The organism is Moraxella tarda (assembly GCF_035181405.1).
In the GTDB taxonomy this organism is placed as follows: Bacteria; Pseudomonadota; Gammaproteobacteria; order Pseudomonadales; family Moraxellaceae; genus Moraxella.
On the sequence record NZ_JAYGGV010000001.1, the window covers coordinates 74446 to 94092 of the forward strand.

The 19647-nt window shown below is 41.3% G+C and carries 15 protein-coding genes; 4 read left to right on the forward strand and 11 right to left on the reverse strand.

Features of this window, described 5'->3' with window-relative positions; all coding sequences use genetic code 11:
- Nucleotides 1-3: 3 nt before the first annotated feature.
- From U9670_RS00365 to U9670_RS00380, 4 genes are all read right to left on the reverse strand, one after another.
- On the reverse strand, nucleotides 4-291 hold the full coding sequence (locus U9670_RS00365; RefSeq protein ID WP_323842159.1) for a polyhydroxyalkanoic acid system family protein: 288 nt from the start codon (nucleotides 289-291) through the stop codon (nucleotides 4-6).
- Between the two features lie 146 nt (nucleotides 292-437).
- Entirely contained in the window at nucleotides 438-1013 is a 576-nt protein-coding gene (gene dcd, locus U9670_RS00370; protein WP_323842160.1) for a dCTP deaminase, read from the reverse strand.
- An 85-nt stretch (nucleotides 1014-1098) separates the two neighbouring features.
- Entirely contained in the window at nucleotides 1099-2280 is a 1182-nt protein-coding gene (gene apbC, locus U9670_RS00375; RefSeq protein WP_323842161.1) for an iron-sulfur cluster carrier protein ApbC, read from the reverse strand.
- A gap of 65 nt (nucleotides 2281-2345) precedes the next feature.
- Nucleotides 2346-3593 (reverse strand): NnrS family protein, encoded by a 1248-nt coding sequence (locus U9670_RS00380; protein WP_323842162.1) that lies wholly within the window; start codon nucleotides 3591-3593, stop codon nucleotides 2346-2348.
- A gap of 227 nt (nucleotides 3594-3820) precedes the next feature.
- On the opposite strand from U9670_RS00380, the gene queA reads away from it, so the two are divergent.
- The 3 genes from queA to tgt are packed head-to-tail and all read left to right on the forward strand — an operon-like array spanning nucleotide 3821 to nucleotide 6578.
- Nucleotides 3821-4924, forward strand: coding sequence for a tRNA preQ1(34) S-adenosylmethionine ribosyltransferase-isomerase QueA (gene queA, locus U9670_RS00385; RefSeq protein WP_323842217.1), 1104 nt, complete (start codon nucleotides 3821-3823; stop codon nucleotides 4922-4924).
- Nucleotides 4924-5385: a hypothetical protein gene (locus U9670_RS00390; RefSeq protein WP_323842163.1), complete on the forward strand. Its 462-nt coding sequence runs from the start codon at nucleotides 4924-4926 to the stop codon at nucleotides 5383-5385. Before queA ends, U9670_RS00390 begins: the two co-directional genes overlap by 1 nt.
- Nucleotides 5386-5444: 59 nt before the next feature.
- Nucleotides 5445-6578, forward strand: coding sequence for a tRNA guanosine(34) transglycosylase Tgt (gene tgt, locus U9670_RS00395; protein WP_323842164.1), 1134 nt, complete (start codon nucleotides 5445-5447; stop codon nucleotides 6576-6578).
- Between the two features lie 122 nt (nucleotides 6579-6700).
- Here tgt and U9670_RS00400 read toward each other — a convergent pair whose 3' ends face one another.
- From U9670_RS00400 to U9670_RS00425, 6 genes are all read right to left on the reverse strand, one after another.
- Nucleotides 6701-7402: a YoaK family protein gene (locus U9670_RS00400; protein ID WP_323842165.1), complete on the reverse strand. Its 702-nt coding sequence runs from the start codon at nucleotides 7400-7402 to the stop codon at nucleotides 6701-6703.
- 122 nt (nucleotides 7403-7524) lie between these two features.
- Nucleotides 7525-8346 carry an enoyl-ACP reductase FabI gene (locus U9670_RS00405; RefSeq protein ID WP_323842166.1) on the reverse strand — a complete coding sequence of 274 codons (822 nt, stop codon included), beginning with the start codon at nucleotides 8344-8346 and terminating at the stop codon, nucleotides 7525-7527.
- A 147-nt stretch (nucleotides 8347-8493) separates the two neighbouring features.
- Nucleotides 8494-9558, reverse strand: coding sequence for a uroporphyrinogen decarboxylase (hemE, locus tag U9670_RS00410; RefSeq protein WP_323842167.1), 1065 nt, complete (start codon nucleotides 9556-9558; stop codon nucleotides 8494-8496).
- 239 nt (nucleotides 9559-9797) lie between these two features.
- Entirely contained in the window at nucleotides 9798-11012 is a 1215-nt protein-coding gene (gene cgtA, locus U9670_RS00415) for an Obg family GTPase CgtA (protein ID WP_323842168.1), read from the reverse strand.
- Nucleotides 11013-11313: 301 nt separating this feature from the next.
- Complete coding sequence (locus U9670_RS00420) at nucleotides 11314-12651, reverse strand: glyceraldehyde-3-phosphate dehydrogenase (protein WP_416381514.1); 1338 nt, start codon at nucleotides 12649-12651, stop codon at nucleotides 11314-11316.
- Nucleotides 12652-12815: 164 nt separating this feature from the next.
- Nucleotides 12816-13865 carry an NUDIX domain-containing protein gene (locus U9670_RS00425; RefSeq protein WP_323842169.1) on the reverse strand — a complete coding sequence of 350 codons (1050 nt, stop codon included), beginning with the start codon at nucleotides 13863-13865 and terminating at the stop codon, nucleotides 12816-12818.
- Nucleotides 13866-14140: 275 nt separating this feature from the next.
- On the opposite strand from U9670_RS00425, the gene hemP reads away from it, so the two are divergent.
- The gene (hemP, locus tag U9670_RS00430) at nucleotides 14141-14308 is read left to right on the forward strand and encodes a hemin uptake protein HemP (RefSeq protein ID WP_089540655.1); all 168 of its coding nucleotides are present in this window, start codon (nucleotides 14141-14143) and stop codon (nucleotides 14306-14308) included.
- Nucleotides 14309-14529: 221 nt separating this feature from the next.
- Here the strand turns inward: hemP and U9670_RS00435 are convergent, their stop codons facing one another.
- A complete protein-coding gene (locus U9670_RS00435; protein WP_323842170.1) occupies nucleotides 14530-19569 on the reverse strand; it encodes a translocation/assembly module TamB domain-containing protein in 5040 nt (1679 codons plus the stop codon).
- Nucleotides 19570-19647 lie beyond the last annotated feature (78 nt).

Here is a 19647-nt window from a genome sequence, read left to right on the forward strand (position 1 = left end):
ATATCAAGCAAAATAGCGATCCAAACCCTCTTGAATGCCTGAACTGATCACACCTTTTAAAGGCTTTGCCAAAAATGCCAAATCCGCTTCAAAAATAACTTTATCTGCATCTAAAAATGCACGCCCATCTACACCTGATGTATTAATGGTGGCAGTGTCGGTATCCACACCCTCATGATAGACAGCATTCACACCAAATTGCATTTTAGCTTCTTCTAACCATTTTTTCGCCTGACTCCGAGCTGTTTGTAGGTCAAGATTATGGCGTTTTTCAATACGAATGTCTGGCATGATAATTCCTAAAAAATTTCAAAATAAATGCTTGGCTAAATAAAATAAGCAGCTTAGGCAAAAAAAGATCATGTTTATTTTATCAAACAAGCTTTTTAAAATACCAAGCTTTTTATATAAATCAATAAACACAGATGAAAGTTTGATTAAGTTTTTGGTAGGGTAACCCCTGTTTGACCCTGATATTTTCCACCACGGTCTTTATAGGATATTTCACAGACATCATCTGCATCACTTTGAAAAAACAGCATCTGTGCCACACCCTCACCTGCATAAATGCGTGCTGGCAAGTTGGTGGTATTGCTAAATTCCAAAGTTACATGACCCTCCCACTCAGGTTCAAGTGGCGTAACATTGACGATGATCCCACAGCGTGCATAAGTGGATTTTCCAAGACAGATGGTTAGGACATCACGAGGAATCTTAAAGTATTCTACCGTGCGAGCCAACGCAAATGAGTTTGGCGGAATAATGCACTCATCGCCTACCACATCAATAAAACTGCGTTCATCAAAATTCTTTGGGTCCACAATGGCAGAATGCACATTGGTAAATACCTTAAATTCATTGGCACAGCGTACATCATAACCATAGCTTGATGTACCAAAACTAACAATTTTGTCGCCTTTGTCATTATGGCGGATTTGATTTGGCTCAAATGGTGCAATCATTTCACATTCGCTGGCCATTTTACGAATCCAACGGTCTGATTTGATGGACATAATTTTTCCTAAAATTTTGTTCAAGTTTAATGATTTATCATTATAAATGATAACACCGATTTAAGCAATTCACGAGATTTTGAGCTCAAAAAATCCGCCCATCATGACGCACTCTGGCATATTGCTTAATATGAGTTTCAATATTTTTAGCAATGTCATCATAAATGTGTGCAATTTTTGTATCAATATCAGTTGGCGTGCCGTTATCCATCTGCTCACGAATTTGAATATCAATGGGAAGTTGTCCCAATAGTGGCACACCATACATCTTTGCCATATTTTTACCACCATCTGCACCAAAAATATGATCAATATGTCCACATTGAGTGCATATATGCAGTGCCATATTCTCCACAATACCAAGCAATGGAATGTGCACTTTTTGAAACATCTCCACACCTTTTTTGGCATCAAGCAAAGCAATGTGCTGTGGTGTGGTAACAATCACCGCTCCTGTTACAGGTATACGCTGGGCAAGTGTCAGCGTAATATCACCCGTCCCTGGTGGCATATCAATAATGAGATAGTCAAGATTTGGCCAATTGGTCTGATGATACATTTGCATAAGTGCCCCAGTCGCTTTCACGCCACGCCACGCAATCGGTGTACTATCACTGTCAATCAGACTACCAATTGATAGCATTGCAATGCCATTTGCATCAATTGGGATAAATTGATCATTCTCAATCTCAGGTCGCACACCCACTTTTCCTAGCATATCTGGTATAGATGGGCCATAGATATCAGCATCTAAAATACCTACCTTATTGCCCATTTTTTGCAGGGCAAGAGCGACATTTACAGTAGTGGTAGATTTGCCCACACCACCCTTACCCGATGCCACAGCAATGATATGACGAATGCGTGGGTGCGGTGCAATATCCGATTGTTTAGAATGAGACTTGGGCAGTTCTTCTTTATTATCTGCATTGTTTGTATTGTTTGCATTGTTTACTGGGATAAAAGTCTGGGCTGATGGCTTTGATAAAGTTTTTGTTGTAGGTGCAACGCTTTGTGTCATGACAACATTCAGATTTACCTCTTTAATACCCAGTATGTGCAGTTTGGTACGCAAGGCATGGTAAATGCTCTCAAGCTGTTTGCGGTCGGTGTCTTTGGTGATTTTCAAGGACAAATTCACCACATCATCTACCAACTCAATGCTTGTTAAGTACTCAACCAACGGCTTATCACACAAGCGAAACTCACTCAACGCATCAGCGATTTGTGCCTGCGTGAGTTTCTTTTTTTTAAATAATTTAAACATTGTTATCGCCCAAAGCTACCAATTTGTTCACTTGTTGATCAACTGTTTGACCAACTTTTATTTTATTAACCAAATAGTTTGTCTGTGCGTGGTTTTGACAAAATCTTTGCATAAGACACACAAAACAATCCAAAAGCGATGATCCATACCACCTGAGAAACCAAAATCCATAGCATATAATCACCACCAAACATCGGCATAAACACCCGACACGCCCCCGAGACAATCATCAGAACAAACATCAAACCAACCGCCTTAGGTGGTGTGTGAATGTTTCTTGCTGTATGCCCCAAAGACACCCTCGCCATCATCGCAATTGTCATCAACCCCACACCAAACAATGCCAGACCATGCAAACCAAGTGAATGTAGATTCAAATTGTCATCAACAAAAGGCGATATGACAAAAATCAATAATCCTGCCGTCATGCCACCAAAAGCAATGACAAGCGACCATAAAAGTGGCTTATGCCAAATACCATGATGATACCAGTTTTTTAGTCTTAGGGTGTTAGCAACAAAGCAAATCAAGGCAAAAATACTGGCAATTTTTGGCCAGTCTAAAAATAAATCCACCACCATAAAAAGCACCAAGCCAAGCAGATTGGCACGGTCAAGCAAAACAGAATTTCTTTGCTCAACCTTCAATCCATTCGGCTTGCCATATGTATCCACACTGACACCCTTAGCGATAAAAAATGGCAATACACGGCGTGCAATGGTGAACACCACACCAATGATGACATATAACCCTGCATGGAGTGAAAGTTGCTGAGTGGTCAAATGATTGGTCAGTACGCCCCAATAAAAAGCGATGTTTGCAAACATCAGCAGAACAAGTTTTAATACAATACCAAGCTGGTTTTTTTGTCTTGCCAGCCATACCGCCTTGATGACCCAAAAGCTGGTCAAAGCCCAAAATAAAACATCAAATACAAACGCCCCAAAGATGATTGCCATACTTGGTGTTGCGTGTAAACCAAGCCACAAAAGACGAGCCATCACCCAAGGAGAAAAAATCCAAAATAATCGCCAACCATAAGGCATGGGCTGATTTGTCCAAGTTTTTACCGCTGTCAATAAAAATCCTGCAATCACAGCAAGTGAATAGCCAAACACCATCTCATGACCATGCCAATAAAATGGATCTAATTCACCTTTAAAAGAAACAAAGCCTTGTAAAATCAGAAGCCAAAGCAACATACTTACCACAGCAAACATCGCCGACCCCATAAAAAAGATACGAAAGCCTAGATTTAAAATGGGGTGCGGAGAGCTGGGTCGCTTGGTAACATGATCAATGTCAATCAGCATGATTGTCTTATCTTAAATGATTTTGGTGAATTTTATCAGATTGATGATTATGATACGCCCATTTTTATGTTTTTTCAAAGCCTTTATTTTTTAAATATTTTAGCTTTTAATTCATCTTAAGTCTAAAAACCGATAAAACTCATGGCGAATGTTAGTAAATTTTGCTACAATGCTCCGCCAATACCATTGCCATCAATACAGCATCAATCAACCAAATCTTGCAACTCATGACCAATCTTACCAGCAAAAAATCTATACATATCAACGACTTTGACTACCACCTACCTGACCATTTAATCGCACGCTATCCGCTTGATGTGCGTTCGGACTCTCGCCTATTACATATTAAGGGTGGGCAAATCTTTGACCGTCATTTTTGTGAATTGCCAGACCTTTTAAATACAGGCGATTTGATTGTCTTTAATGACACCAAAGTAATGAAAGCACGCCTTTTTGGACAAAAACAAACAGGCGGTAAAATTGAAATTTTGGTAGAACGCATTATCGCCGATAATAGCGATTATCACGCCATTTTAAATAACGATTATCCTTTTTTAGCATTGTGTCATATCAAAGCAAGCAAAGCCCCCAAAACAGGCAATATATTACACATCAACAACTCGCCCACAAGTCTTTGTGTGCTTGGGCGATTGGACAATTTGTTTATTGTTGGTTTTAACTCGCCCATTTTACAAGTGTTAGAAAAATTTGGCGAGCTTCCCATTCCGCCTTATTTTGAACGGCTTGCCGATGATAAAGACGACACTCGCTACCAAACTGTATTTCATAATCCTAAAAAACTTGCCAGCGTGGCATCGCCCACCGCCAGTCTGCATTTTGATGACAATATATTAAATGCTTTAAAAAACAAAGGGATAAATACCGCTTTTGTTACCTTAAATGTCGGTGCTGGCACTTTTGCCCCTGTCAAAACCGACAATATTCTGGCACACAAAATGCACAAAGAATATGCCGAATTGCCCCAAGCCACCGCTGATTTAATCAATCAAACCAAACAAAATGGCAAGCAGGTGATTGCGGTTGGCACAACCGTTACACGAGTGTTAGAAACCGCTTATTTGTCGGTTAAGTCAGGCAAACAGCCGACTTTGAGTGCTTGGGCAGGCGATACCGATATTTTTATTTATCCGCCTTTTGAATTTGGCGTGGTAGATAGGCTCGTTACCAATTTTCATTTGCCAAAATCCACTTTGCTAATGCTTGTGTCAGCCTTTGTGGGGACAGATGTCATCAAGGAGGCCTACGCCCACGCTATCAAAAGCGAATACCGCTTTTTTAGTTATGGCGATGCGATGATTTTGGATAGATGATGTTTAAAACCAAACTTCAAAACTTTATGATATTTTTATTGGTATGGGCTTTTATTGCTTGGCTTTTGGCTATTTTTACACAACCTAAGGCAATGAAAGTAGGTGAATATTTTCATATTTGCGTGCTTGATAAACAAACACCCAAAGCGATTGCCATTAAAGACTACCAAAACGAGCCTTTTTGCGATACGCCTTTTGACTATAAACCAATAAACAATCCGATGTTTAGATTTAAACTTGATAAAATGGGCGATGAATGGCAAATTACCGAGTACACCGACAGTTTGTCCGACCCACATATTTATCGCTACAAGATTATCCAAAACCAAGCAATCCCAATATCGCACCAATATGGCGGTATGGCAACAAAATTTAGTGCGGTTATTTGTGGTTTATTTTTAACAGCGTTTTTGCGTATGATTTTAAAGAGAATTAAAAAGAAAAAAGCAAAAAATACTTAGATAAGTAGCCATTAAGCAATCAATAAAGCAATAGCCAATCACTTAAAACAGGAAAAAAGATGAAATTCACCCTACACAAAACTGACACCAAAAGCCGTGCGCGCCGTGGCACGGTTCATTTGGCACACGGCGATGTCGCCACGCCTGCCTTTATGCCCGTTGGCACTTATGGCACAGTCAAAGGTATGCTCCCAAAAGACATTCACGCCATCGGTGCGGACATTATTTTGGGCAACACTTTTCATTTGTGGCTACGCCCCACCACGGCAGTGATTGATAAATTTGGCGGATTGCACGATTTTATCGGTTGGCATAAGCCGATTTTGACCGATTCTGGCGGTTTTCAAGTGTTTAGCCTTGGGGCTATGCGAAAAATCAAAGAAGAAGGCGTGTATTTTCGCTCGCCGATTGACGGTGCGAAGGTGTTTTTGTCGCCTGAGATTTCTATGCAAATCCAAAAGTCGTTAAATTCTGACATTGTGATGCAGTTTGACGAATGCACGCCCTACCCTGCGACACACACCGAAGCGGATAAATCGCTTGAACTGTCGCTTCGTTGGGGCGAGCGGTGTATCAACGAACACACAAAACTTGGCAACAAAAACGCCCTTTTTGGCATTATACAAGGGTCAATGTACCGTGAGTTGCGTGAAAAATCGTTAAACGGATTACTTGATATGCCCTTTGACGGCTATGCCATTGGCGGATTGTCGGTGGGCGAACCCAAAGATGAAATGATAGGCGTGCTTGATTATCTGCCAAATCTTATGCCGTCCGACAAGCCACGCTATCTTATGGGGGTGGGCACGCCTGCTGATATTGTGGAAGCGGTACGCCGTGGCGTGGATATGTTTGATTGTGTGATGCCCACTCGTAATGCAAGAAATGGACATTTGTTTACCAGCACAGGGGCGATTAAAATCAAAAACGCTGTCCACCGCTTTGATGAGCGTCCACTAGATGATGAGTGCGACTGCTATACTTGCCAACAGTTTAGCCGTGCCTATTTACACCATTTGCACAGATGTGGCGAAATGCTTTCAGCTCAATTAAACACCATTCACAATCTGCGTTATTATCAAAACTTAATGCAAGGCATTCGTACTAGTCTTGAAAACGAGTGTTTTGATGAATTTGTGAATGCGTTTTATCAAAAGCAAGGTTTAAGCGTGCCGATGCTCAATTTATCATGAAGCAATTTTGTTTTATCGCTTCATTAATTTAATCAGACTCAATAAAAATAACCCAAACCAATCTTTGTTTGGGTTATTTTTATTAAAGCTCTGGCTTGGAAATTTAAGGCATCTGAATCAGATTAGTGTTTTTTACAAATGAATTTTTTAAAAATCAATCGCCAAGAGTTATAAAACCATCGCTCCATGTGCTGATAGCTGATGGCTGCGATAAGAATGACCGCCATGGGTAATAACATGGAAAAATATCCTACTTGATGATATAGTATGACCGCCACAAAACCACCAATAAAAAAACCCCACCATAGGGCACTTTGCAATAGCACCTTGTTCATATTTAATTGACGACCAACCAACCAGCTACCCACCATCGCACCCAAATCTGATGTTGTCCCTGTCAAATGCGTGGTGCGTATTACCGTACCATGATAAGTTGCTACCATTGAATTTTGCAGTCCACACGCCATCGCAATCATCATTTGCCCAAAATCATTTTCATTCATATATAGGACAAAACTGGTAAACAGTAATACAAATTCAAGATACATTGCATAACCATAATTGCGATGGACATGCAACTCGCTACCACCTATCAGCATACCACTAAGCACCGAGCCTAGCCAAAATGACGCAATGGACATCAAAAACAACTTTGCATTAACCCAATCGCCAAGCAGAGTCGATACTGCCAACGAGCTGACATTGCCTGTAACATGTGATGCTGAAATATGCGTAAAACCCATGAGGGCAGTCGTATTGAGCACGCCTGCACAAAATGCCAACACAATCGCACCACATAACACCCAATTAGGAATCTTATCCATGTAAAACAACAGCAGTAAAATTTACATTGTAATCATTTTTTCATAAAAAATCAAAGCACAAAATATCAATCATTTTGTGCTTTGATGAATAAAAAAAATCATACCAATGTTAATAAAAAGAATTATTCGTCATCACTTGTCATCGCCATGATTTGCTCACTGATTGCGACAGTATTAAAACCTGCATCTACAAACAAAATCTCACCAGTAATACCACTAGCCCAAGGGGATAAGAGAAATAACGCTGCATTACCCACTTCCTCTTGATTCACATTGCGTTGTAATGGGGCTATTTTTTCACTAACATCAAGCATACGGCGAAATGATTTGATGCCACTGGCTGCCAATGTGCGAATCGGACCTGCAGAAATGGCATTCACACGAATGCCCTGACCACCCAAAGAGCTTGCCAAATAACGCACAGATGCCTCAAGACTTGCTTTTGCCATGCCCATCACATTATAATTAGGCAGCACAGAAATACTGCCCTCATAAGTGAGCGTAAGCAATGAACCTTGACGAGCAGCAAGCAACTCACGACCCGCTTTGGCTAATGCCACAAAGCTATAACTTGAAATGTCATGAGCAATACTTGAACCCTCACGAGTGGTTGCATCAGTAAAGTCCCCATCTAATTGGTCGGCAGGAGCAAAGCCAATTGCATGGACAATACCATTGACACCCCTATCTTCACCCTGACCCCAAATTTCATTAACCCGAGCAAAGCAAGTATTGATAGAATCATCAGAACTGACATCACATTCGATGACAGCGGTTGCACCAAAAGCCTCTGCCGCCATGTCAACACGCTTTTTAATTTTATCATTTGGATAAGTCAAAATCAGTTCTGCACCCTCACGGTGCAAACTTTGGGCAATCGCCCAAGCAATTGATAGCTTACTTGCAATACCAGTAACAATAAAACGCTGACCTTTTAATAACATAACCGCCTCAAAATTTGTTGAAATTTTAGCAAATTATAGCATGATTTTTTAAAAATAGCTAAAATTTAGTACAGATGTAAACTTTTTTATTTAACATCATGCCAAATTTTAATGCCAAGTCGTAAAATAAATCATCCACCAATAAAATCACCATTTAAATTCATGTACTGCATCAACGAATGCTTTGGCGTGGTCTGGATTTGCCCACTGGGTAATACCGTGTCCAAAGTTTGCCACATAGCCTGTATGAATGCCACCATCATAGACATCATGAAGCATATCACTCACTGCACGGCGAATATTGTCAGTTGTACCATACAGCGTGGCGGGATCTAAATTACCCTGAATGGCCTTATTCTTACCAAGCAAAGCTCTTGCTTTGTTTAGTGGCATACTCCAATCAAAACCAAGCGCATCTGCCTGACTGTCAGCCTGAGTATCCACCCATAGACCACCACCTTTGGTAAACATCACAACTGGTGTGCTTGAGTGCTTGGCTTTTAATTTGGCAATGATTTCACGGTTGTAATGATGACTAAATTCAGCAAACTGGCGATGACCAAGAGCCCCGCCCCAACTGTCAAAAATCTGCACAAGATCTGCCCCTGCAATGATTTGAGCGTCTAAATACTCAGTTACAGCATCTGTAATCTTGGCAAGCAAAGCATGGAGTAATTCTGGGCGTGCGTACATCATCTCTTTGGCATGACGATACTCACGACTGCCACCACCTTCAATCATGTAAGTTGCCAAAGTCCAAGGAGAACCACTAAAACCAAACAATGGCACCTGACCACCCAAGGCGTGGCGAATACTTGTTACCGCATCGGTAACATAGGATAAATCCACCATGCTAAGCTTTGGTAAATTAGCAATATCAGCTTCGGTGCGAACAGTTTTTTTGAATTTAGGACCTTCACCAGTCTCAAAATACAGCCCTAAGCCAAGTGCATCAGGCACGGTCAAAATATCACTGAATAAAATCGCTGCATCCAACTCAAAACGACGCAAAGGTTGTAAAGTTACTTCGGTTGCTTTATCCGTATCCTTACACAAGCTCAAAAAATCGCCCGCCTCTGCACGAGTCGCCTTATACTCTGGCAGATATCGTCCAGCCTGCCTCATCATCCATACTGGCGTTGCATCCACAGGCTCAAAACGCAAAGCACGCAACAGACGGTCATTTTTTAAGGGAGAAAATTGTTGGGTCATGAGATTTCCTATTTTTACAATTAGATTTTGACAGATTGAATCAGCAACACCATTAAGACGACCATTTCATCACGGTAAATCATGGCGGTCTTTAAATCATGGCAGTCTTATTGGCATTATTTTTTGGTTTGATATTTACAATCATTCATCGGCGTGCTTTGATGTTTTGTGCCTGGCATGAATGCTATCACAACCAATTTGCTTACCCTGCACACCATTAAACAAGCACCACTTAATATCTAATAAGGAGCATATTCAACTGCCACATCATAATCATCATCGTTCCAGTCGTCCTCATCGTCATCAGACAGACCCTCTCGCTCAGCTTTACGCTTAGCACGATAAGCCTCTTTTTGAATTTCAGTATTATGACGAACCTCTTCTTCAAGACGAGCAAAACGGCGAGCTTGCTCTTTGGCAAACTCCTCATCTTCTGCTTCACGCTCCTGCTCAGCTTCAATCCCACTCATCAGATGATATTTAATCTCATCAAGACCTTGTCCACTGATGGTAGAAGTGCGAAAAACCTCGCCCTGCCAATTCAACCCTTTGACGATACTTTCACACACTTCATCAATTTCATCATCATCTAGTTGATCAATTTTATTAAGCACCAAAATTTGTGGCAGTTTGGACAATTCTAGCGAAAACTTCTCCAGCTCTTGCAAGATAATCCTGGCATTATCCACAGGATCAGATTCATCAATTGGCTTAACATCAACAATATGCAACAATCTGCGAGTGCGTGCCACATGCTTCAAAAAGCGAATGCCAAGCCCTGCCCCATCTGACGCTCCTTTAATGAGACCTGGAATGTCCGCCATCACAAATGACTGATGTGTGCCAACATCTACCACGCCCAAATTTGGTACAAGCGTGGTGAATGGGTAGTCCGCCACCTTTGGACGAGCAGAGGATACTTGACGAATAAAAGTGGACTTACCTGCATTAGGTAAGCCAATCAGGCCAACATCAGCAACAACCTTAAGTTCTAGCTTGATGTTCTTAAATTCGCCTGCAAAGCCAGGAATCGCCTTACGAGGAGCCTGATTGGTAGAGGTTTTAAAGCGAGTATTGCCAAAACCACCATCACCGCCCTTTGCCACCAGTACAGTTTGCCCAACCTCCGTCAAATCACCAATCACCACATCAAGATCAGTATCAATGATGGTCGTACCCACTGGAACTTTTAGATAAATATCATCTGCCCCTTTGCCTGAGCAGTTTTTGGAACGACCATTCTCCCCTCGCTTGGCTTCAAATTTACGAGTATAACGAAAATCTACCAGTGTGTTAGTGTTGTCATCTGCCATGACATAAACACTACCACCCTTACCGCCATCACCACCGTCAGGGCCTCCTTTGGGGACGAACTTTTCACGGCGAAAACTGACGATGCCATTACCGCCATCGCCTGCCTTTACGCTGATTACAGCTTCATCAATAAAACGCATAAAATCTCTAATAATTTAAAATTAACTGGATATTATAGCATAGTTTTCAAGTGAATTTTATATATCTGCCAAATCAGTGGCCAAAAAATAACCCAAAGTAATTTTGGGTTATTTTCAAGAGGTTGTACATCAAATCCAAACACAAGAATGACCAGAAACTGGCCAATTTCCATTGTCATACCAATCTCTTAATTCGGAGCAATTTAAGTTAAAAAACCAAAGATTTTACTTAAATTACTCCGCATTATTAAACATACAAAATAAAGCGAGATAAATTCCATTTCCATCTCGCTTTATCAAATCAACCATTGACCGCCATTTCTTCAGCGACACGAATGACTTGGGTGCTATAGCCCATTTCATTATCGTACCATACATATAAAGTAGCACGGTTGTCGCTGGCAATGGTGGATTTGGCATCAAAGATGGCCACTTTTTCAGAACCCACAAAGTCGGTTGATACCGCCTCTGGGCTGTCTGAATAGTCAATTTGCTCTTGCCATTGAATACTTTGAGATTTTGTTTTGATAAAGGCATTTAGCTCATCAGCTGTACCCACCGCCTTTTCAAAATTTAAATTTAGTATTGCCAAAGAAACATTTGGCGTTGGTACACGAATTGCATTACCAGACAATTTACCCTTTAATTCAGGGATTGCTTTGGCAACCGCAGACGCCGCTCCTGTTGAAGTCATCACCATATTTAGCGGTGCAGCACGACCACGACGATCAGCTTTATGGTGATTATCAACCAGATTTTGGTCATTGGTAAAGGCATGTACGGTTTCCATATGCCCATTGATGATGCCATATTCATCATGCAACACCTTTAAAGTTGGTGTGATGGCGTTGGTGGTACAGCTTGCTGCTGATACAATAGCATCACCACCAATAGTGTCGTGATTAACACCATAGACGATATTTTTTACTTCACCTTTGGCAGGGGCAGTCAATAGTACTTTTTTTACGCCTTTTGATTGCAAATGCTTACCAAGACCAGCCTCATCTTTCCATTTGCCCGTATTGTCAATCACAATCGCATCTTTAATGCCATATGCAGTATAATCCACCTCAGATGGATCCGATGCATAGATGAATTTGATAAATCGGCCATTAACGATGATACCGCTGTTTTCTTCGCTGATTTGCACTGCACCGTCAAACCAACCATGCACACTATCACGCTCCAAAAGACTACCACGCTTGGCAAGATCACCTTCACCAGCTGGACGCACAACAATAGCCTTGAGCTGCAAACCCTTATCAGATGCAGGACGACTCATCAATAAACGAGCCAAAATACGACCAATACGGCCAAAACCATAAAGCACCACATCAGTCGCAGGGATTGGTGCACCACCCATAAAATCACTTGCTTTTTTACCACTTTTTACCGCCTGACCAACATCAATGGCGGTATTGGCAATATCCAGTCCTTTAACAAAGGCCAGTGTATCTGCCACGCTGATGCCTGATGCGGCGTGCTTTGCCAAAATATCTGAAACAGACAATGACACACGCTCACCAAAAAACAGTACATTTACATTTTGCACACCCAAATTTGCCAATACTGCCAACAATTCAACCGCTTGGCGTTCATCAGCTTGACGCTTCACTAAATGGTCTTGATAAATACTCATGATAATTTCCTAATAATAAAACAAATAAAATAAACCCTAAAAATGCCTAAATTGTAAAATAAAATAACTGTCTTGTCTAGGACTATTCACAACCAAAATGGTGGTATTTTTTACAATACATACTTTTGATTTTTATTTTGCTTATTCACACTTGTACAATCTATTTATACAAAACCACGAATGCCCGCCACCGCTAGCCCACCATGCCTTTGAGCAACATTTAAGTCATTTGGTGTTAGCCCGCCAAGTGCAACGACTGGCATATTTGCCAAGTTTGACAATTCACAAAACCCATTCCAGCCTAAAACAGGTGCTTGCAAGTGAGTTTGCGTTGGCAAAACAGGAGAAAGCAAAATTGCCATCACAGTATGAATGCTTGCCAAATCATTCGCCTTTTTGATACTTAATTCATCATGACAGCTGGCAATGATGGGTAAATTGGACAAGCCCATCGAGTGCATTTTCCCCAAAAATTGCGTCAAATCAAGTGCCATCAGCTCATTTTGGGTCAATCGCACCGCCATTACTTTTTTCATCATGCCGTTTAAATCATTGATCATGCCATGAGTTAAATCTTTTAGCGACACAATAAACCGTAAATCATCTCTTCGCATGGCAAGCTTTCTCATCAGTTCAATATTAGCATCATCGGCGTGCGTACGCATGAGCAGAGTACAGTTTTTTGGTAAATTTTCATAAAAATCCAACCAGTCGGTTTTATTATTAAAAAAATCTAACCGATGGCTGACAAAAAACATATCTGGCAAACCCAGCCAACTAAAAATCGGTACATTCGCCACAGGAAAACTGCTTTTTTGCGATGATACATATTCTTTATCAAAAAAACCGATCATCTGTCCATCAAGACCAAATTTTTTATCTTTAAAATTTAAATATTGACTATCGTCTAATAGCACTTGATACACATGCAAGCAGACCGATTTATCGCCATAATCATGGTGGATACGACCCATTTTAGTGATGTTATTACGACTAATATCCAGACCTAATTCTTCATTCACCTCTCGAATCAAAGCAGATTGCGGTGTTTCATCCAACTCAATCTTACCACCAACAAATTCTATTTTTCCGCCCTGATGTTGCCATGCCTGACGCACTGCAAGAAGGAATTTTTCTTGTTCATTATTGGTATATTTTAATACCGCCACCGCCACCTGAATGGCTTTCTTGTGTGCCAAACTACCATTTATCATGATTTTTATACCGTTTGTCAGAAAATTGATAAAAATTCTTAAATTTTACAATTAGTATTTGCAATCTTGGAAATTTTTGCTATCATAACATCAAATGATAATTATTGTTATTTAATAATAAGTAACACCTGAAAATCTAAAACAATTTAGATAAGTTATCATTTTATTAACGCTTAAAAAAATTGACATGGTGTCAATCAGCGTTTTATGTTCAAAGTTAAGCCAAAAGTGGCTCGGGAAAACACCCGCAACCCACCAATAAAAGGAAAATCGCCATGACTATGACAATCGCTCGCTATTTTAGCAACCGTGAGGCCACTCGCCTTCCAACCCTACATTCACAAAACCTGTTCGCATTGACCAAGGAAGTACGCATCGAACATCAAGGCGAGGAATATCGCCTGCGTCTAACTCGTAATAATCGCTTGATTTTAACGAAATAATTTCAACATTAGCACTATTTGATTGGTTTGAATTCATTCATTAGGTGGCACAATCAGACCATACAGACACATACCACCCACAAATGGTCAAGCAATCAACTGTTCATTTCTCCAAGCCAAGAATACCACATCGTATTGTGGCATTCTTGGTTTTTTAATTAAGAATAAAAAAATTTTAATACTTAAATAAACCAGATTTAACGCTTCTTTAATGGTTAAAGCTAAAACTTCCAACGATAAATCATGTCTACCGTATTTTCGGTTGCCTTTGCCGCCTCAATATAAATACGACGGGTCAGCTGATAACGCATTGAGAGCGTTGATTCAGCATTAAACAAGCCCACACCATAGCGAATGTATAAGTCTGGACTGATATAGCCTGTCACACTCACATTTGTATCATCTGAACTGCCTGTCGCATCAATGGTTAAGCTTTCAAGACCGAAAGCCTGCCCGATTTGATTGGTGAGATTGCGTGTGCCTGCAAAACCAAGATTTAAACCTGCTGCTGCAAGATTGTTGGTAACTCGTGAACGAAAACCTTGCTCTGAAATCTGCCCATCAGCAGCCTCGCTAATGCGTCCAGTAACAAGTGCATTCATTGCTTGTTGCTCAGTCAGACCTGCATCGTTAAATACTGTAATGCTCGGACTGCTTACCGTACCTTTGACACGCACACCAACCGTACGACCTTCAATTTGTTTTTCACCTTCAATAGATAAGCGTGGGTTTAATAAATCACCATCAAACCGAATTTGGGCGTAGTTCAGCTCAAGATTTCGCCCAATGCCATCAACCTTAGTACGCTCAGAAACCTGAACCACACCTCTTGCTTGCATCACGCCCTGACCTTGCTGAGTAAGATGAAGCGCACCTGCTAGGGGCAATCTTGCACCCAATCCACGAAATATGACATCATCGCCCAAATCAAGGCCAATATTGGCATTAATGCTCCAAGGTGCTGCCACCGCAAGCACTTGGTCAATATTTCCAGTAGCACGACGATCAAGCACCGTCACATCGGCAGACTCTGTAACAATATCAGCGGTTGATTCTGGTGGGCGAATGATCGCACTTGGCACAGAAATCACACCCTGAATGTCCACATATTGCTCAAATGGCTTGACCAAAACTTCAATATCAGGCGTCATCTTTGCTGTTAGCATCGGCGGGTGATTGACGTCCAAATCCTCGCCCATGATTCGCAATTTTGCCCAAAGTGACTGAGACCAATCAAGCTCGCCCACCAACTTTCCAGCACCAGCTCCTGCCATAAAATCACCGTTTAGATCGGCATTGGTGCCATCAACCTTAACAGTGGCGTTAATGCCATTTAAGTTCAATGGCACTCCAATCAAGGCTACCGCACCATCCATTAAATTGGCATTACCATAAAACAATGGATTTTTTAAAGTACCGCCAATTGTGCCTGAGACATTTGCACTGCCTGCCAATGTTTGGAAATTAGATAAAAACGGACGCAATACAGCAAGGTTGATGTCATCAATCTGCAATTCACCAGCAATCGGCTTATTTTCAGCATAAGGATTAAGCAGTACATCAGCATAACCATGAGCCACCGAACCTGCGACATCAGCACGCAGTTTAAGCCCATTGATGGCACTTTGTGCAATGACAGAGACTCGTTCATAAGGCATTTCAACATACGCCCCATCTTGTTCAAGGCCAATGCGACCATCGTCTGAATACAAAACTGCACTGATGGTTGGGTTTTTGTTTTGTTGCCAAGATGCTTGTACTTTACCATTGAGAGTGGATTGCCAATGAATGTCTTTTGGTACAACTGCCAAAAACACTGCTGTATCTAGGTCTTGCACCACAAGATTGACATCACCTGCCGTCTTGGCATAATGCAGTGTATCTTGCAGGCAAATTGAGCCAGATTTGGCCTGTTCATTACTCACACTTTGCCAGCAATGTGCTGCAAGGGCAACATCACCACCATCTAAGCCATAACTAAACTCAGCTGGCTGACTTTGGGTTAATAGTCCAAACCGTGAATGCAACGCACCATCACTGAACACACCACGGTAACGACCAGCCACTCTATCTAGACTACCCTCAATCTTGGCGATGATTTGATTCTCGGTAGATTTGGTATTTAGTGCCAGTGTGTGTCTTTGCTCTGTACCCTGAAAATCAAGGCGTGCCGACTTAATCACCCGCCCCATGGCAATGATGTCTTTAATATCAATGAGTATTTGACTCTCAGAGTTGCCCAGATTGATAATCCTACCTAAAACACGAGCCTCTTGTACCACCACATTGGCCGTACGCACACCACCTGCTACCATATCAATATATAAGGTCGGTAATGAATTGCCATCATCTATTAAAATCACGCCACCTTTTATTGCACCTGCTGCATTTGGTAAAATCTGACCCAAATCTGTGATTGAAACACTGCTGGTCAATGCTGATTTATCACCATCTAAGCGAACATGATTATCCCCCAATTGTACAGTCAAATTATCCGCACTGATCTGCTTAATGATGCTTTGGGTGCGTCTGGCTCGTTCATCAATTTGGGTACGCAAGGCAAGTAACTCATCAACATTTTTTGGTGCATGAGTTTTAAGCTGATCAAAATATGCCGTCAAATCATCAGGCAGTGCCAAATTAACCATCAGCAACCCTGACGCATTAAACGGTTGATTGCGTAGCATACCGTGTAGGTTTAGACGGTCAATCCTCACCAATTGCTCATTTTTTTGCCAGTAGCCATTGATATTAAAATTTCCTGTTAAATCGCTAGGTACATCGTCGATAAATGCACCAATGTTAAAGCGATTCATGTCAGCTGTCATTTCCCATACATAGCCACTAGAAATATCCAAAAATCCCTGTGTACGCAATTGTCCTGCTGCACCGTGATAATTTAGATGATTGATGTGATATTTTTTGTCCCGACCTTCAACATCAAAACTTAATTGACCCTCTGGCAACTTGTCATGACCAACCTCACCATCAAACACCGCCTTGACATCTGTGAGCGTCTCATTGCGATAGTTCCCACTTGTCTGCAAATCACCCGTAACAACAGCAACCAAATTGGCATTATCACCAGCAAATTTTTTGGTATCAACATCATCAAGCCTTGCTTTAATATCCCAACCAATGCCATCTGCCAAAGTCAGTATGCCTGTCGCTGCCACTTTGCCAGAATCGGTGTCAAGATTCAGCTGTGAAATATTAATGGCACTTAAATTACCCGACGCATCAAGCCTAACAGTCGCCTTTGCAATTTGTGGCATGACAGATTGGCGTAAATCACCATCAAATTTGGCATCAAAATACTGTACATCACCGCCATTTAGACGCACATTGGCCTTACCAGCACCTTTGATGGCGATGGTATTTTTATCCATCAAAATGGCTGTCAAATCGGTATCTTTGATCACAATCTCGTGCAAATCAGCTTTGTTGCGTGCATCACTACGCATTCTGCCTGTCGCCAAAATACGCCCGGAGACGGCTTGAAGTGGCGTCTTATTGGGTTCATTAAAATAGGCATTTGGCATGAGTTTTTTTGTGGTCAAATCAAATTCCCATGATAAGGGCTTTTGTGCTGTCGCCAAATCAATACGCCCCACACCTGCCAAATCACCCATCACGCCAGCATAATTAAAATCGGTTAGGTGAATGCGTTCACCCTTTTCAATATTTGCTTTAATCACATAGTTACCCTCAGGTGCAGTGGAGAGCTTTTTGATATATCCACTTGCATCAATATGGGTGTATCCTTCTTCTAGGCGTATGCTTGCCCTACCGTATGTAGAATTAATACCGTCCAAATTTGGTACATTGGTACGAATCAGATTACGCCAATCGGCATGAATGTGCCATGGTGCATTTGGATTGTTTTGTGATTGCGTCAGTGTGGCATGAACCTTTTCGCCATCTTTTTGATTCAGATTGAATGCTAGGCGTGTATCATTATTTTCGTCCAAATCAAAATAATCCACACTCAAATCACCCGTCAGCGTTTTGGGCAAATAAGCCTTGTAATCACGATATTCTATCGGCAAGGCTTCTCGTATTTCATACCCATCACCCTGCAAGGTGGCGTGCAACTCAAACTCATCTGACCATTGCATATGTCCCGTAGCGGTCAAGATGCCATTTGCTGTATCCGCCTGCAAAAAAGGAATGTCCATACCACCATCACGCACAACCCCACGACCAAGATACCGACCAGACGGTATGTCCTTAGCGGTCAATGTGCTGTTAATGCGTAGCTCAATATCACTCACCACGCCATCAGCGGTAATCATGCCATCGCTTAGCGTGATGTTTTGTTCGGTAGCATAAGGCAGAACCACTTTATCAAAAGTCAATTTAGCACTAAAAGGCGAATTATCATCTACCCCCTGTGCGATAAACTCTCCTTTAATGTCATACCCATTGTATTTGGAGGTCAATGTGCCTGTGGTGCGTTTTAATGTGCCTGCGGCCTGTATATGCAATGTGCCAACATGAGCCTTTTTGATGGCAGAAACTTCCACATCGGCACGCACATCAAGTGGGTAGTCGCCCGTCAAGTCAATCTTGCCATCAATATGATTCACCGCTACCGCATCATCATAGCGAATGCTTGCATCATTTAAGCTAACCTTTGTGCCTGACCACAACCCATCTTTAATATCAATGTCGTACAGATAAATCGGTTCTTTGCTGGCTTGACGATAAATAACCTGATTGGCACTTGTATTTTCAAGTTTAATCGTGATAGGTAAATTGATGGTTGCATAATCAAACGGTTCATCTGTCGGTGGTTTTTTGTTAACAACCTCAACCGTCTCAATGTGAGTATCAACCAAATGCAACTGACGAGACAAAATCGCTCGAAATCCAAACTGGACATAAGCTTTATTAATATAAAGCTCAACATCTTCACCTTGGGCAACTTTCACATCAGACACCCATACGCCATCTCGCAGATTACCTTCGGTATACTTTAAATTTGTACCAGTTTCTAAGGCGATTTTTTCAACCAAAAACTTTGTGCCACTTTGCGTTCCCATTGCATAAAAAAGCAACACTAAGATCAAAATAATCGCCACAAGCAATGACAGCACCATACGAATGAGGTATATCAGCCATTTAGATTGTGACTTATTATTAGATGGCTTGTTATTGTTAGGTGATTTGACATCAAAAGAGTCTTGAGAAAAATTGGCATTACCCACTTCCTGTGGGGAGCCCAAATCATCGGATTGATTGGAGTATTGGTCAGTCATGATAAAATTTATTATTTATTAAAGGTTAAAAAGAACCAAAAGTTGGGTAACAAAGTTGAGCAACAAAGAATAGGTAGC

Coding starts and splice junctions, on each gene's coding strand:
- U9670_RS00365 (WP_323842159.1), bottom strand. CDS start 291: ATGCCAGACATTCGTATTGAAAAACGCCATAATCTTGACCTACAAACA.
- dcd (WP_323842160.1), bottom strand. CDS start 1,013: ATGTCCATCAAATCAGACCGTTGGATTCGTAAAATGGCCAGCGAATGT.
- apbC (WP_323842161.1), bottom strand. CDS start 2,280: ATGTTTAAATTATTTAAAAAAAAGAAACTCACGCAGGCACAAATCGCT.
- U9670_RS00380 (WP_323842162.1), bottom strand. CDS start 3,593: ATGCTGATTGACATTGATCATGTTACCAAGCGACCCAGCTCTCCGCAC.
- queA (WP_323842217.1), top strand. CDS start 3,821: ATGACCAATCTTACCAGCAAAAAATCTATACATATCAACGACTTTGAC.
- U9670_RS00390 (WP_323842163.1), top strand. CDS start 4,924: ATGTTTAAAACCAAACTTCAAAACTTTATGATATTTTTATTGGTATGG.
- tgt (WP_323842164.1), top strand. CDS start 5,445: ATGAAATTCACCCTACACAAAACTGACACCAAAAGCCGTGCGCGCCGT.
- U9670_RS00400 (WP_323842165.1), bottom strand. CDS start 7,402: ATGGATAAGATTCCTAATTGGGTGTTATGTGGTGCGATTGTGTTGGCA.
- U9670_RS00405 (WP_323842166.1), bottom strand. CDS start 8,346: ATGTTATTAAAAGGTCAGCGTTTTATTGTTACTGGTATTGCAAGTAAG.
- hemE (WP_323842167.1), bottom strand. CDS start 9,558: ATGACCCAACAATTTTCTCCCTTAAAAAATGACCGTCTGTTGCGTGCT.
- cgtA (WP_323842168.1), bottom strand. CDS start 11,012: ATGCGTTTTATTGATGAAGCTGTAATCAGCGTAAAGGCAGGCGATGGC.
- U9670_RS00420 (WP_416381514.1), bottom strand. CDS start 12,651: ATGAGTATTTATCAAGACCATTTAGTGAAGCGTCAAGCTGATGAACGC.
- U9670_RS00425 (WP_323842169.1), bottom strand. CDS start 13,865: ATGATAAATGGTAGTTTGGCACACAAGAAAGCCATTCAGGTGGCGGTG.
- hemP (WP_089540655.1), top strand. CDS start 14,141: ATGACTATGACAATCGCTCGCTATTTTAGCAACCGTGAGGCCACTCGC.
- U9670_RS00435 (WP_323842170.1), bottom strand. CDS start 19,569: ATGACTGACCAATACTCCAATCAATCCGATGATTTGGGCTCCCCACAG.